This is a genomic window from Halomonas sp. G11 (assembly GCF_001663515.1).
Lineage (GTDB): Bacteria > Pseudomonadota > Gammaproteobacteria > Pseudomonadales > Halomonadaceae > Vreelandella.
Window position 1 is genome coordinate 91,154 of record NZ_LYXG01000044.1, and the last position, 14,360, is coordinate 105,513.

Here is a 14,360-nt window from a genome sequence, read left to right on the forward strand (position 1 = left end):
TCAATCCCGGCCTGAGTGCCGGGATTTTTGTGCGCGACCATCAGGGACACTAGGAAGATGGCAATGCCGCCATGGCAGGGGCCATCAAGCGCCTGAGTGCTTCAGGCGGCGCACCATCACGAGCTTGCAATGGAATGATTTGACTGTTGACGCTTCATTCTGACAACGGTTGACAAAAAGCCTTCAATTTTCCCTTCTTGACGCCTCTATCCCCCAAGGATCAAAATGAATTTCACAATCCAATTACCCTTGGCTGATCATGAATTACAGTGAGCATATCGAGATAACAGCAGGCAAGAGAAGCGGGAAGCCCTGTGTGAAGGGGACGAGGATAACCGTTTACGATGTGTTGGGCTGGCTCGCGAATGGCATGCCTGCAGCGGAAATTCTCGATGACTTTCCGGAACTAAGCGCAGAGCAAATTCAAGCCTGCTTGGCTTATGCAGCTGATCGCGAACATCACCTGACGGTTATACATGCTGCGTGAAACTACTTCTTGACCAAAATCTCTCTTATCGTCTGGTTAAGCACTTGGACGAATTCTTCCCCGGCAGCAGCCAAGTCGCGCTCCTGGGGTTGGATGCCGCGTCTGATCAACAAATATGGCGCTATGCAAAGGATCACCAATACGCGATTGTCACGTTAGATGCAGATTTCCATGAATTCAGCCTTCTGTGGGGCGGCCCACCGTTAGTCATATGGTTAAAATGTGGAAACCAACCGAAAAGCGTGATTAAAGAAATCCTTTTGAGTAACAGACAAGCAATAACACAGGCATTCAGCGACCCAGAAGTATGGTGCGTAGAACTATACAGCTAAGGACTACCCGCTTTCTGCTTTCCCCCTCTCTAGCCTGTGCCCCCTGTGTTCATAGAAAAACCGCGGCATATCACTGGGAGGGCGTTTTTTCTGTCAGCGTATGGGTAAAGTGAGCCAACTGGGTCGGCTGACCCAGTGCGTCATGCCACTCGCCAATACCGGTGAAGCGCACTCGATAGCCATGTCGCTTGGCCACGCCCCTTGCCCACTGCTGAAAACGCCCTCGTGACCACTCAAACTTATGGTCCGGATCTCGGTACTCGCCCTCATCTAACCCGAGTAACGGGTTATAGTCGGCATTGGGGGTGGTAATCACCAGGTAGGCAGGCCGAAAGTTGGCAAACACCGCTTTTTCCAAAGCCGACAGTTGCGCAGGTGGGATATGCTCAATGGTTTCCACCATCGCCGCGGCTGAAAAGTGCTTGAGCGGTTGTTTGTCATCGGTATACGAGCCACAAATTAGCTCCAGACACTGCTTGGCTCGGGGTAAATCCGCCAGACGAAATTTGGCTTGCGCTAATAGTTCACCGTCCAGTTCCACGCCGACGACGCGCTCAAACTGCTCCACCTGCAATAAATATTGCAACAACCCTCCAGAGCCGCACCCTAAATCCAATACGTTATGGGCTTGGGTTGCTCGGAGCTGCTCGGCGACGTACAGCAGGCGCTGCTGGTGAAGATCCGGCGTTTCTATATCGGTCACACAGACTCCAATGTAAAGTAAAAGACCCTTTGTGAATCGGCCTCATCGAACAACTTGGCGAAACTGTCAGCCTGTGCAACTGCAACGGCGATAGCTTAACGTCCACCGGACAGTTGCCTGCGGCAAACCATCGCAAAATGCCCATCATGCATAACGCCCCGTTGTGCAAATTCAATGAGCAGAGTAACGTAACAGGTTGATTTGCTTGCCACCCAGGAGGCCTATCGCATGTCCCGTTCGCGTTACATTTTTCCAGTGCCTGGTAGCGCACTCATCCGCACCTGGCGTGAAGGATACACCCTTGGCAAATTGAAGCGCGATATAATGGCGGGGCTCACGATTGGCGTAGTGGCGGTACCGCTTTCCATGGCACTGGCAATTGCCACCGGCGTCCCTCCTCAACATGGGCTCTACACTGCCATCGTGGCAGGTGCGGTGATCGCCTTGACTGGCGGTTCGCGGTTCAATATCTCCGGCCCTACCGCCGCCTTTGTGGTCATCCTGTTTCCCATCGTGGCCAGCCACGGCCTGGGTGGGCTGCTGATTGCCACACTAATGGCGGGTGCCATCTTGGTCGCACTGGGGGTGTCGCGGCTGGGCAGCCTGATTCAGTACGTGCCTTATCCGGTGATTCTCGGCTTTACAGCGGGTATCGGCGTGGTGATTGCGCTATTGCAACTGCCGGACTTTCTGGGTCTGTCTGGCGTCGAGCTTGGCGATAGCACCCTGCATAACCTGATGCTGATCGGCCAGGCGCTACCCACTCTTTCACCCGCAGAGGTCAGTGTCGGGCTTATCACCCTGGCGACGCTGATAATCTGGCCCCGCCTGAATACCCCCGTCCCTGCCCCACTGGTGGGTTTGGCAATAGGGACGCTGATGGCCGCGCTGCTGATGATGAGTGGCGTTGAAGTCGATACCATCGCCTCACGTTTTAGCTGGGAGTTCGAAGGCCAAACCGGCGGTGGCATTCCCCCCTTCGCGCCTGGTTTTTCGGCACCATGGCATTTTCCCGGGGCGGATGGCGCACCGCTTGAGATCAACTTTGCGCTGATTCAGTCGTTGCTCGGTCCGGCACTGGCGATTGCGCTCTTGGCGGCCATTGAGTCACTGCTGTGTGCCGCGGTGGCGGATGGCCTGACCCGCACCCGCCATGATCCTAACGCCGAGCTAATTGGTCAGGGCCTGGGCAATATGGTGGTGCCTTTCTTTGGCGGCATTACCGCTACCGCGGCCCTGGCCCGCACCGCGACCAATATCAAAAGCGGTGCCTGCTCCCCTGTCGCCGCGGTGGTGCATTCGCTGGTGGTACTGCTTGCCGTGGTCGCTTTGGCGGGTGTACTGGGTTACGTTCCCATGGCCGCCCTGGCCGCCCTGCTGTTTATCATTGCCTGGAACATGAGCGAGGTGCGCCACTTTGTGCATACGCTGAAAAGCGCCCCCGCCAGCGATGTCGCCGTGCTGGTAATCTGCTTTGCATTGACGGTGATTTTCGACATGGTTATCGCAGTGGCGGTCGGCATTGGCTTGGCAGCGGCGTTATTTATTCGCCGTATGGCTCAGTTGACCCATACCCGGCGCTTGGCGGCACCCGACACCGATGAATACTTCCCGTCGGAAGTGGCGCTTTATAAGATCAGTGGCCCGCTTTTTTTTGGCGCGGCCGAAAAGGCCATTGCCACGCTAAGAGTCATTGACCACAGCATTCGGATTGTCGTGCTGGATATGCGCAATGTGCCGAGCCTGGATACCACCGCCATGGTGGCGCTGGACAGCCTGCGACGGGAACTGGGTGAGCAAGACGTAGGCGTTATATTTGTTGGACTGCCGCCGCGGATGGCGCTGAAAATCAAACGCGCAGGCATTAAGCGTGAAGCAGGTAAGTTAGCGGTCGTCAGCAACCTTGCCCACGCCGAGCGTATGGCGCGCCGTTGGTTGGATAGCGCTGCCTAACGGGCAGATGCGGACAACAAAAAAGCATCCCGGCAATCCATGCATTGCACACATGGCCGGGATGCTTATGCTGACATGTTATAAATCGCTAGGCCTTAGAAGAAGCCCAGCGGATTGATGTCGTAACTGACCAGCAGGTTTTTGGTCTGCTGATAGTGTTCGAGTGCCATCTTGTGGGTTTCGCGACCAACGCCGGATTTCTTGTAGCCACCAAAGGCCGCGTGGGCGGGGTACTGGTGGTAGCAGTTGGTCCAGACACGCCCGGCCTGAATGCCCCGGCCCATGCGGAAGGCGACGTTCATGTCGCGGCTCCACACGCCGGCGCCCAAACCAAACTCGGTGTCGTTGGCAATCGCCAGCGCCTCTTCTTCGTCCTTGAAGGTGGTGACCGCTACCACCGGGCCAAAGATCTCTTCCTGGAAGACACGCATCTGATTATTACCCTTCAGCAGCGTGGGCTGAATGTAGTAACCGCTGTTGATGCTGTCGTCCAGGGTCTCTTTGTTACCCCCCGTGAGGAACTCGGCGCCTTCGTCGCGGGCAATATCCATGTACGACATGATCTTGTCGAACTGTTCCTGAGACGCCTGCGCGCCTACCTGTACGTCGGTATCCAGCGGGTTACCACGCTTGATGGTCTGCGTACGCTCGATGACCTTGGCCATGAACTCGTCGTACATGCTTTCCTGGATCAGCGCACGAGAGGGGCAGGTACACACCTCGCCCTGGTTAAAGAACGCCAGCACCAGGCCTTCGACCGCTTTATCAATGAACGTCGGTTCGGCGTTCATGATATCGGCGAAGTAGATATTGGGGGATTTGCCGCCCAGCTCGACCGTGGAGGGAATGATGTTCTCAGCTGCGCACTTCAGGATATGCGAGCCGACCGGGGTGGAGCCGGTAAAGGCGATTTTGGCGATACGCTTGCTGCTCGCCAGTGCCTGACCCGCCTCGGCACCGAAGCCATTGACGATATTCAGCACGCCAGGCGGCAGTAGATCACCAATCACTTCCATCACTTTCAAAATCGACGCTGGCGTCTGCTCAGCAGGCTTGAGCACCACACAGTTACCCGCCGCCAGCGCAGGCGCCAGCTTCCAGGTAGCCATCAGAATCGGGAAATTCCAGGGGATAATCTGCCCCACCACGCCCAGCGGTTCATGGAAGTGGTAGGCCACCGTGTTGCCGTCAATATCTGCCGCCGTGCCTTCCTGGGAGCGTATGCAGCCAGCAAAGTAGCGGAAGTGGTCAACGGCAAGCGGGAGGTCAGCGTTCAGGGTTTCGCGCACCGCCTTGCCGTTATCCCAGGTTTCGGCAACGGCCAGCATTTCCAGGTTTTGTTCGATGCGGTCGGCGATCTTGAGCAGAATATTGCTGCGCTCTTGTGCCGACGTTTTGCCCCAGGCAGGTGCTGCGCTGTGGGCTGCGTCCAGGGCCTTGTCGATATCCTCGGCACTTGAGCGGGGAATTTCGCAAAACACCTGGCCGTTAACCGGGCTGACGTTATCGAAGTATTGGCCCTTCACCGGGGGGACAAACTCGCCGCCGATGTAATTGCCGTAGCGTTTTTCGAATGATACCAGTGAACCAGCATCACCAGGATTGGCGTATATCATTATTGAGCTCCTGCGTATTATGATTATTAAAGGTTGCTCATGCAGTGTTGGTCAGACGGGCGCAACGCGATATACCCCGTTGGCAGGATGCGCCCTCATCCCTTGGTAGGAGACGCCATGTATTCGTTATTGGTGGCAGACGATCATCCGCTGTTTCGCGACGCGCTGCAGGTGGTGGTCAACAGCGGCTTGCCGCATAGCCAACTGTTGGAAGCCGATAGCCTAGCCGCCGCCATCTCGCTGATTAGCGAGCACGACGGCCTGGACTTGCTGCTGCTCGACCTGAGCTTGCCCGATGCGGAAGGCCTCGACGGCCTGACCCACCTGCGCGAGGCGTTTCCCTGGCTACCGGTGGCGATTATTTCGGCGCATCAGGAGCGTCAGCTAGTACTGGATGCGATCAGCCTGGGCGCTGTGGGTTACATCCCCAAATCAACCCCTAGAGAGGCCATGATTAGTGCGCTCACCCAGATTCTCGAAGGGCAACTCTATCTGCCTTCCGATGTCATGCGCCGTCCTCCCTCAGCAAGGCCCTTGGCCGAATCCAGGCCATCGGCAGCCACCGAGCACCCGGCAGGTGACAAGCTCGACCGATTGACCGACAAACAGCTTGCGGTGTTGAGCTGCATGACCCAGGGCATGTCGAACAAGCTGATCGCCCGCGAACTAAGCATTGCCGAGACGACCGTCAAAACCCACGTCTCGGCGATCTTGCGCAAGCTGGAAGCCACCAGCCGCGTCCATGCCATCGTGATGGCAGGCGAGGCAAACCTGCCGCTTTACTTGGCCAGCCGCACGACGCGCTAACCCTGGCTGCCCTGTGGTGTTAGCAGGCTGACCAGCAGCATCCTCAGGCGCATCGGCTTTAACGGTTTCAACAAGCAGTGCATGCCCGCCTCGCGGGCGGAACGGCTGAGTTGCGCATCATGGTTGGCGGTAATCACTACCGCTGCCAAGCCTGGATAGCGACGGCGCAGGCGCGCTGCCAGCGCCAAGCCTGTTTCCCGGTGATCGCCAAGATGATAATCAACCAGCAAGACGTCAGGGGTCTCGCCGTCACTGGTGGCCTCAAGCGCACTGGCCGTGGCCGCCGCCCTAACCCGGCAGCCCCAGCTCCCCAGCAGCGCCTGCATGCCATCGATAATCGCCTCATCGTCATCGATGACCCACACCACGCACTCAGCAAGCGGCGACCCGGGGTCATCGTCTGCCACTGCCCCTCTCGGCTCAGCACTACGTCGGGACGAAGCGGCATGGGAAGACGCATACGGCACGGTGATTGAAAACAGCGAGCCATGCCCGGACCGAGAGGCCAGCGTTACCGGCTGCTCCAGCATGGTGCTGATGCGGTCGACAATAGCCAAACCGAGGCCCAGCCCTCGGCTGTGATGGCGCTGGGCATCCGGGGAGCGCTGAAACTCGAGGAAGATCGCTTCGCGCTGCTGTTCGGCAATCCCTGGGCCGGTATCACCGACCATGATCTCCACCCCTTCTGGGCGGCGGCGGCAACCCAACAGCACGTGGCCTTGCTCGGTATATCGCACGGCGTTGCTCAAGAAGTTACGGATCACCCTTGCCAGCAGCGCCAGGTCTGACTCCACCATGACATGCGACGGCACGTAATGCAGGCTCAAGCCACGCACGGCCGCCACCTGACGGTACTCCTCCGCCAAGGCATCCAGCAGAGTGCTGACCGCAAAGGGTGCCTTGTCGGCGTGCAGCACCCCCGCATCCAGACGCGAAATATCCACCAGCGTGCCCAGCAGCCCTTCGACATCTTTCAACGAGCGCCCCACATGGCCGACCAGCGTCGTCGATGCCTCGGGCAAGGAATGAGCTTCCAGGGCACTGACAAACAGCCGGGCGGCGTTAAGCGGCTGCAGCAGGTCGTGACTGACGGCCGCGAGAAACTTGGTTTTCGACAGGTTGGCGGCGTCAGCATCGGCTTTTGCCGCCTGTAGACGGGCGTTGGCCTGCCCCAGCTCATCCAGGGCACGGTGTAGCGCATCAGTGCGTTCCTTGACCTGTTCGGCCAGCAGAACGGAGCGCTCAAAAGCCGCGTAAGGCGCGCCATCGGCACCGCTGCCTGATTCCACACGGCTCATCAACGCCTGACACACTTTGCGCAGACGGCGATTTTCTTCGCGTAAAGCCTCGGGGCTGAGTGTCGTGTCGTCACCCGTCGAGAGTTGGAAGAGTGCCAAGTGCCACTCCTGTAAAGGTTTGATTGACATGCATGCCGTGGTGCTGCTCACCGTAGGTGTTAAACCCTACCACCCGCGAGCGGCGCAGCAGTGCCGAGGCCTGCTCAAGATGGTCGACCGCTTCCAGCTCCATGCGGCGTAAGAAGCAGTCGCAGCCAATCATCAGCGACGGTGGCCCCAACCGCGCCGTCACCCCGTCAAGCATGCGATTGAGATCATCCAGTAACGGAGCAGGCTGCATTGCCGTCAGGACAATGCCGTTTTCCACCGCACAGTAAAAGTTTAGGCTACCGTCGTCGTTCACGCGCTGAATCGAGCGCACGAAATGCTGTCCCCCAAGTTGTACCGCGAGGGGGTGCCGTGCAAATACCTCGGGCACGAGGGCATCTAGCGAGACGCCGACCAAGTCAGCGTAGACACTGGCCGCAGGAAGGCCGTTCAGCTCCACCACGCGGCGGCGATCGCGGTCCGCTTCGGTCACGACCAGCTTATGCGCCAACGGCAACAGATGATGGGTCGAGAACACTTCAAACGGTAGGCACGTATTGATCATGACGACCACGGCGGCACGGCTGTGAAAGCGCCCGTTGGCATATACATGGGTGTGGGCCAGGTGGTTATCGTCACCGGCGGAGCCGCCGAAGCTGGGTATACGCCCCAGGGCTGCGTCCAGGGTCGCCAGCACCTGCTCCTCACGGCTTGAAAGCCCGTCCAGCAAGGTCAGCGCAAAACTGTGCTCGTTCACCGGTGCCAGCGCCCGGCGACGGCAGCGCTCGGTCAAGTCATCGACCAGCGGCTGGGCGTCACTCAGCGCGAAACGGTCCAGATCGTCGACCAGCGACGCTTCCATGGCAAATACCCGATGATCAAAGCCAATCGCTACAATGCTGCCGCGATCATACCCCTCGGGGGTAATCTCGCCTGCTGTGGTGCAGCCACTGACCGGGACCGTCGGAAAAGCGCGGTCCAGCGCGGCCGATAACCGATCCAGATCATACTCGGCACTGCAGAAAAAAATGACGCCGCCAAGATCGGCATGGCTGAGGCCCTCGGCCAATGCTTGCACTGCCTGCTCGGCATTTGCCGATCGGCTGGCGACCACCACAGTGCCGTGGTTAGCGAGAGAAGTCGTCACGCTGCCATTTCTCCAACGCCAAATGCGTACGCGCGGCGGTCTGACGCAGCTCACCCAGGGCGTGATTCAGCTCGTCGGTAGCCGTCGTCTTGGCGACCAATATCTCGAGCCGCTTGGCGTGCTTCGCCACCTGCTGCGCCCCGATACTCAGCGCTTCACCGCGCAGTTGATGGGCCAGACGTGCAACCTGTCGGGTGTGCTCGTCGGACAAGGTGTCAAACTCGAGGTAAGCCGTAAACTGTGCCAGATAATCCTCGACTTGCCGGTGGTACAGGGCAATAAGCTCGCGCAGATGCTCCCCGTCAAGGTTACTGGAAAGGCTGGCCAAGGTGTCCCCATTGAGCAGGGTGTCATCGCTTGAAGACGCTGTGGATTGCAGAGAAGCGTCCGTAGCCTCACCCAACTGAAACGCGAGAACGTTGCTCAACGCATTCGTTGATAGCGGCTTGGTGATGTAGTCGTTCATGCCCGCCTGCAGGCAACGCTGCCGGTCGTCCTCAACACCACCGGCGGTCATGGCCACGATGGGCACCTCGACCAGCCAACCGCCCTGTGCACGCAGCTTGCGGGTGACAGCCAGGCCATCCATATCGGGGAGCTGAATATCCATAAAAATCAGGTGGAAACGCTGAGCCGCCACCATGGCCAGCGCATCATGGCCACTTTCAGCACAGACCACATCGCAGCCCAGACGCGCCAGCAATTCAGTGGCGACTTTGCGGTTGATAGCGTTGTCTTCCACCAGTAGGAGTGACGTACCGGCGAAATGTGGCTGGGCCGAAGGGGCTGGCAGCTCCGTGCGCTGCTGGGGCGTCGCTTCCTCCAGGGGTAGTTGGCAGCGGAAGGTGCTGCCCTCACCCGGCTGACTATCAACACTCAACTGCCCCCCCATGGCGTCGCTTAACCGCTTGGAAATGGCCAGCCCCAGGCCGGTGCCGCCAAAACGCCGGGCGACCGATGCATCGGCCTGCTGGAAAGGCTCGAAAAGACGCTGTTGTTGTACATCGCTCAGGCCGCAGCCCGTATCACTGACGTCGAAGTGTAAGTGGTCAGCCGTGGCCGAGACCCGCACAGAGACCGCCCCGTCATCGGTGAACTTGATGGCGTTGGCCAGCAGGTTGAGCAGAATTTGCCGAAGACGACCGGCATCCACCATTACCCAGGTAGGCACCTGTTCATCCACCTCGGTCGTGAGCATCAGCCCTTTGGCTTCAGCCCTTGGCTTGAACAGCGCCACGACGCTTTCCACCAGCGGCTTGACCGCAGTGGCTGCCGTCTCAAGACGAAGATGACCGGCTTCAATTTTGGAAAAGTCCAAAATTTCATTGATCATCGCCAATAACTGATTGGCACTGTCATAGATCGTATTGGCGTAATCTTCGACCTGCCTCCGATTGGCGGGCTCACGCAACAATTCGCTCATTCCGATGACGCCATTGAGCGGCGTGCGAATTTCATGACTCACCATGGCGAGGAAGTCGGATTTCGCCTGATTGGCTGCCTGGGCCTGCTCGGCGGTGACTTCCAATTGGCGGCTCATCGCTTCCTGGTCTCGCCGTGCAGCGGCGCTCTCGCGCATTTCCCGCACCAGAAAGACCACCACCAGCAATGCCGCCAGGCTCATTGCCATAATCAGGCTCATCAACAGCTTGTACAGCAGGCTAAGCTGGGCGCGCTCTTCCGTGGCAGACTCTGCCAGATAACCATTGATGGTGATCACCAGCCGTTCGGTGAGCCGAGTCAGCGCTTGCAGCTCGGTTTCCAACGCGGTGATCGGCATCTGCTCGAGAGTTTCGTGGGGCTCGAACATCGGGTCGAGAGTGTCAAGCTGCTGCTGGATATCATCGAGTAGCTGGCGCGCAGGCTCAATGCGGTTGAGCAACTCGCTGACTTCCCCTTCATTGAGCAAGGTAAGGCGGCTATAGAGCAGCTCAAATCCCAGTTCCAATTCATCCTGAGCACTCGGCGCTATCGGCCCCCGGGTTGCGTTGAGTAGCTGATTAAGCAACTGGACCGCATCGCGGTCCAGCTTATAAACCACCCAGGAAGTGTCTTCACGCAGTGTTTGGGTCAGGTTATCCTGCCGCCAGGCGGCGATTGTCGCCACGACCAGGGCTGCCGCAAACAGCACTACCGCGGCCATGGCAACCAGTTTGAAGCGCCAAGGGTAGCGCAGCAAACGAGGATAATGCGTCAAGGGAACGCTAGAGGACATTAATCAGCATCACCTGCCAGACGGCTCGAAAGCGCATTTTCTCACTCAGCAGGGCGTCATCCTGATCAAAGGGATACAGGACCCAAAGCGGGCCGTATTCTCGGACTGGAATCGCCTCACCATCGCGTTTGAGTGCCAGAATGACATCGTAGTCATAAAAATCACTGACCGGAATTTCAGCCTCGTAGCCATTCAGCGCCAGTACATTGACGTTGCCCTCCTCCACGCCCAAGTGCGCCAGCAAGTCGCGCATCAGCGGGCCTTCATAATGATTCCGGCTGTCGGTCCAGGGCGTGGTCGTGGCAAAATCATGCTGCGGCAGTTGCTCCAGCATCTTGCGATCGAAATGCGCTTCGTCATCGACATTTGTGTGGGCAATATCACCCACAACTTTCAGAATCACCGGCCCCGTCGGCGAATGGCTTTCAACTGACGTGGACGCGACCCCCGCCAGCGGAATGCTGAACGCCAGCAGGACGGCTCTCAATAAAAATGCCTTCACTGCGATATCCCCTTCGGGCAACTAGCGGACAATCATGACCGACATCTTGGCATGATGTACCACATGCTCGGCGTTGGGCCCAAGTACGTAATCGACAAACTTGCGCTTGGTATGCGAGGCCATGACGATCAGGTCGATATCCAGCTGTTTACCGACCTTGATGATCGCCTCCCACGGTGAACCGTCGACAATCACGCTTTGGGTATTGATGGTTTCAGGCACGTGCTGCTCTATAAAAGCATGTTGGGCGTCCTTGACGGCCTCATGCGCCTTCTTGGAGAAGTCTTTAGGAAAATACGCCCCCACCATGGGCATCTTAAAGTCCGGCAGCACCGTCACCACGTGTAGCGACGCGTCAAACGTCTGGCACAGCTCGATGGCCGTGGGCAACGCCTTGCTCCATGAACTTTCTTCATTGAGATCAACGGGCAGTAAAATTTTGTGGTACATGACAGCCCCTCCTCACGCGGCATTGGCCTTGGTAGTGCGACCCTCGGCGTCCCGCCGACGGCGCTGTAGCATGACGATCAGAGCGAACATGGCGAGAGCGGGTATCCAGATCCACTCTTTTGTCCAGCGGTCCACCGGTGCCAGCACTTCGACGATTTCCTGATCGAAATCAAAGCCCAGGTCTGCCGCATCACTGCCGTAGGTCACCATATCGACGATGGCTTCATCGTTTTCTGTCAACAGCATCAGTCCCAGATTATCCAGGCGCTCCTGCCCACTATCACCTTCCGGCACCGGCACCAGAATATAGGTGGTCAAGGGATCGCCATAATCATCCTGACCACTAATCTGGACTCTTAGCGACGATCCCTCATCGACATTACCCAGGGTTTCAACGAACTCGGTGGGCTCGGTAGACCGATAAGGATCGTGAATCATGTCCATGAAAAAGCCCGGACGGAAAAGCGCAAAGGCCACCACGAGCAACAGAACCGACTCATACCAGCGGTTACGCGTAATCATGAAGCCTTGAGTCGCGGCAGCAAAAATCAGCATCGCCACGGTCGCCACCACAAAGATCAATATCCCTTGCAGCGGCGTCACGTCAATCAAGAGCAGGTCGGTGTTGAAGATGAACAGAAAGGGAAGCGCTGCGGTGCGCAGACTGTAGTAAAACGCCTGGAAACCGGTGCGAATCGGGTCGCCCCCGGACACGGCAGCCGCCGCAAACGAGGCAAGCCCCACCGGTGGCGTGACGTCCGCCATGATGCCGAAATAAAACACAAACAGGTGCACGGCAATCAGTGGTACCAGCAGGCCATTTTGAGCCCCCAATTGAATAATCACTGGCGCCAGCAGGGCCGATACCACGATGTAGTTGGCAGTGGTCGGCAGCCCCATGCCGAGGATCAAGCTGAGTACCGCGGTAAACAGCAAAATCAGCAACAGGTTGCCCATTGCCAGGGTTTCGACCACATCGGCCAACACCAGTCCGACCCCTGTCTGGGAAACCGCACCGACAATGATACCCGCCGTCGCCGTCGCAATGCCGATACCGATCATGTTACGGGCGCCGGTCACCAGTCCGTTCCACAGGTCAATAGCGCCTTCACGCAGGTCGGAGGCAATATCGCTGCGGCCACGAAAATACGCGGTAATCGGGCGCTGGGTCAGCATGATAAAGATCATGAACACCGTGGCCCAAAAAGCGGATAGCCCTGGGGACAGGCGCTCGACCATCAAACACCACACCAATACGATCACGGGCAGAATGTATTGCAAACCGACCAGCACCGTGGGGCGGGTTTGCGGTAGTTTGACCACCGGCTCATTGGGGTCATCGACTTCCAGCTCAGGGTAGCCCGAGGCCAGTTTGAGCAATGCGACATAAACCGCCGCCAACGCCAGACCGATGACCCAGGGCGCAGCCGGTCCCAGCACTGGTTGCAACCAGCCCAGGCCGTAGTACACCGCAAACGCCGTGATCATCATCAGCAGCAGGCCGGCCAGAAAGCCCGTCACCTTGCGGACGAGCGGCTTGGGCGGGTTGCTGCTTTCAAGCCCCTGCATATTGGCTTTCAGGGCTTCCAGGTGAACGATATAAATCAGCGCGATATAGGATATCAACGCGGGCAGAAATGCGTGCTTGATGACTTCGACATACGAAATACCCACGTACTCGACCATCAGAAACGCGGCAGCCCCCATCACGGGCGGCATGATTTGCCCGTTGACCGAGGAGGCGACTTCGACAGCACCGGCCTTCTCCGAGGAGAAGCCCACGCGTTTCATCATGGGAATGGTAAAGGTGCCAGTGGTCACCGTATTGGCAATCGAGGAGCCCGAAATCAAGCCGGTCATGCCCGACGCCACCACCGCCGCTTTGGCCGGGCCGCCCTTGTAGTGCCCAAGCAGCGAAAACGCGACTTTAATGAAGTAGTTACCGGCGCCCGCTTTATCCAGCAAGGCACCAAACAATACGAACAGGAAGACAAAGCTGGTGGACACCCCCAGCGCAATACCGAATACCCCTTGGGTAGTTAGCCATTGATGGTTAACCAGTCCATAAAGACTGACACCACCGTGGGCCAGCATGCCTGGCATCCAGGGCCCGGCCAGCGAATAGAATAAAAACACGGAGGCAACAATCATCAGCGGCGGCCCAAGGGCACGTCGTGTGGCTTCCAGCAACAGCAAAATCCCCGCCACCCCGACGACGACATCGATCAGCAGCGGCGCGCCAGGGCGCTCCGACAAGCCCTCGTAGAAGATGAACATGTAGGCGCCACAAAATGCGGCCACCGCCGCCAGCACCCAGTCTTGCAGTGGAATACGATCGCGAGGCGACCGCTTGAGCGCAGGGTATGCCATGTACGCCAAGAACAGCGCAAAGGCCAAATGAATCGAACGAGATTGCGTCGCGTTAAACACCCCGAAGCCGACGATGTAAGGCAATGGCGACGCGATCCACAGTTGAAAAAGTGACCACACCGCCGCAATCCCTACCAGCAGCTTGCCAGGCATTCCGGCCGGTTTACGAGACCCGGAGTCCGTAGAAGTCACCAGGTCTTCAAGATCAACATTTGACCCACCGGTCTTGGTGTTATCCGTTGTCATATGCATGCCCTGCAAAAATTTGGATGACAATGAGGAATGCCAATAAGAAGCCCTGGATCAATCCAGGTGACATTCCAAACACAGCGCGCGGCCCCGTGAGAGACCGCGCGCATCTTTCAGTCGGTGATTAACACCCAGTACCGATAA

At 58.0% G+C, this 14,360-nt stretch carries 12 protein-coding genes; 4 read left to right on the forward strand and 8 right to left on the reverse strand.

What is annotated here, in order from left to right; all coding sequences use genetic code 11:
* Nucleotides 1–259 precede the first annotated feature (259 nt).
* Together ADS46_RS19210 and ADS46_RS19215 are read left to right on the forward strand one after the other, a co-directional pair.
* Complete coding sequence (locus ADS46_RS19210) at nucleotides 260–487, forward strand: DUF433 domain-containing protein (protein ID WP_066322560.1); 228 nt, start codon at nucleotides 260–262, stop codon at nucleotides 485–487.
* A complete protein-coding gene (locus ADS46_RS19215; RefSeq protein WP_082926145.1) occupies nucleotides 484–819 on the forward strand; it encodes a DUF5615 family PIN-like protein in 336 nt (111 codons plus the stop codon). Before ADS46_RS19210 ends, ADS46_RS19215 begins: the two co-directional genes overlap by 4 nt.
* 70 nt (nucleotides 820–889) lie before the next feature.
* On the opposite strand, the gene ADS46_RS18120 is transcribed toward ADS46_RS19215, so the two are convergent.
* A complete protein-coding gene (locus tag ADS46_RS18120) occupies nucleotides 890–1,522 on the reverse strand; it encodes a methyltransferase domain-containing protein (protein ID WP_066322561.1) in 633 nt (210 codons plus the stop codon).
* A 228-nt stretch (nucleotides 1,523–1,750) separates the two neighbouring features.
* On the opposite strand from ADS46_RS18120, the gene dauA reads away from it, so the two are divergent.
* On the forward strand, nucleotides 1,751–3,475 hold the full coding sequence (gene dauA / locus ADS46_RS18125; RefSeq protein WP_066322563.1) for a C4-dicarboxylic acid transporter DauA: 1,725 nt from the start codon (nucleotides 1,751–1,753) through the stop codon (nucleotides 3,473–3,475).
* Between the two features lie 95 nt (nucleotides 3,476–3,570).
* Here the strand turns inward: dauA and ADS46_RS18130 are convergent, their stop codons facing one another.
* Entirely contained in the window at nucleotides 3,571–5,091 is a 1,521-nt protein-coding gene (locus ADS46_RS18130; RefSeq protein ID WP_066322565.1) for an aldehyde dehydrogenase family protein, read from the reverse strand.
* 117 nt (nucleotides 5,092–5,208) lie between these two features.
* Between ADS46_RS18130 and ADS46_RS18135 the strand changes: the two genes are divergently transcribed.
* Nucleotides 5,209–5,898, forward strand: a complete 690-nt coding sequence (locus ADS46_RS18135) for a response regulator (protein ID WP_066322567.1) — start codon at nucleotides 5,209–5,211, stop codon at nucleotides 5,896–5,898.
* Here the strand turns inward: ADS46_RS18135 and ADS46_RS18140 are convergent.
* From ADS46_RS18140 to ADS46_RS18165, 6 genes are read right to left on the reverse strand one after another with little or no spacing between them, the layout of a single operon-like run.
* A complete protein-coding gene (locus ADS46_RS18140; protein WP_066322569.1) occupies nucleotides 5,895–7,295 on the reverse strand; it encodes a hybrid sensor histidine kinase/response regulator in 1,401 nt (466 codons plus the stop codon). The genes ADS46_RS18135 and ADS46_RS18140 overlap by 4 nt on opposite strands.
* The gene (gene nosP, locus ADS46_RS18145; RefSeq protein ID WP_066322574.1) at nucleotides 7,267–8,430 is read right to left on the reverse strand and encodes a nitric oxide-sensing protein NosP; all 1,164 of its coding nucleotides are present in this window, start codon (nucleotides 8,428–8,430) and stop codon (nucleotides 7,267–7,269) included. Before nosP ends, ADS46_RS18140 begins: the two co-directional genes overlap by 29 nt.
* Nucleotides 8,411–10,645, reverse strand: a complete 2,235-nt coding sequence (locus ADS46_RS18150; protein ID WP_066322576.1) for a hybrid sensor histidine kinase/response regulator — start codon at nucleotides 10,643–10,645, stop codon at nucleotides 8,411–8,413. Before ADS46_RS18150 ends, nosP begins: the two co-directional genes overlap by 20 nt.
* The gene (locus ADS46_RS18155; protein WP_066322641.1) at nucleotides 10,635–11,153 is read right to left on the reverse strand and encodes a molybdopterin-dependent oxidoreductase; all 519 of its coding nucleotides are present in this window, start codon (nucleotides 11,151–11,153) and stop codon (nucleotides 10,635–10,637) included. The genes ADS46_RS18150 and ADS46_RS18155 overlap by 11 nt, the downstream gene beginning before the upstream one ends.
* A gap of 15 nt (nucleotides 11,154–11,168) precedes the next feature.
* On the reverse strand, nucleotides 11,169–11,597 hold the full coding sequence (locus tag ADS46_RS18160) for a universal stress protein (protein ID WP_066322579.1): 429 nt from the start codon (nucleotides 11,595–11,597) through the stop codon (nucleotides 11,169–11,171).
* Nucleotides 11,598–11,609: 12 nt separating this feature from the next.
* Nucleotides 11,610–14,213, reverse strand: a complete 2,604-nt coding sequence (locus ADS46_RS18165; protein WP_066322581.1) for a TRAP transporter permease — start codon at nucleotides 14,211–14,213, stop codon at nucleotides 11,610–11,612.
* Nucleotides 14,214–14,360: the final 147 nt, after the last annotated feature.

Coding starts and splice junctions, on each gene's coding strand:
- ADS46_RS19210 (WP_066322560.1), top strand. CDS start 260: ATGAATTACAGTGAGCATATCGAGATAACAGCAGGCAAGAGAAGCGGG.
- dauA (WP_066322563.1), top strand. CDS start 1,751: ATGTCCCGTTCGCGTTACATTTTTCCAGTGCCTGGTAGCGCACTCATC.
- ADS46_RS18130 (WP_066322565.1), bottom strand. CDS start 5,091: ATGATATACGCCAATCCTGGTGATGCTGGTTCACTGGTATCATTCGAA.
- ADS46_RS18135 (WP_066322567.1), top strand. CDS start 5,209: ATGTATTCGTTATTGGTGGCAGACGATCATCCGCTGTTTCGCGACGCG.
- ADS46_RS18150 (WP_066322576.1), bottom strand. CDS start 10,645: ATGTCCTCTAGCGTTCCCTTGACGCATTATCCTCGTTTGCTGCGCTAC.
- ADS46_RS18160 (WP_066322579.1), bottom strand. CDS start 11,597: ATGTACCACAAAATTTTACTGCCCGTTGATCTCAATGAAGAAAGTTCA.
- ADS46_RS18165 (WP_066322581.1), bottom strand. CDS start 14,213: ATGACAACGGATAACACCAAGACCGGTGGGTCAAATGTTGATCTTGAA.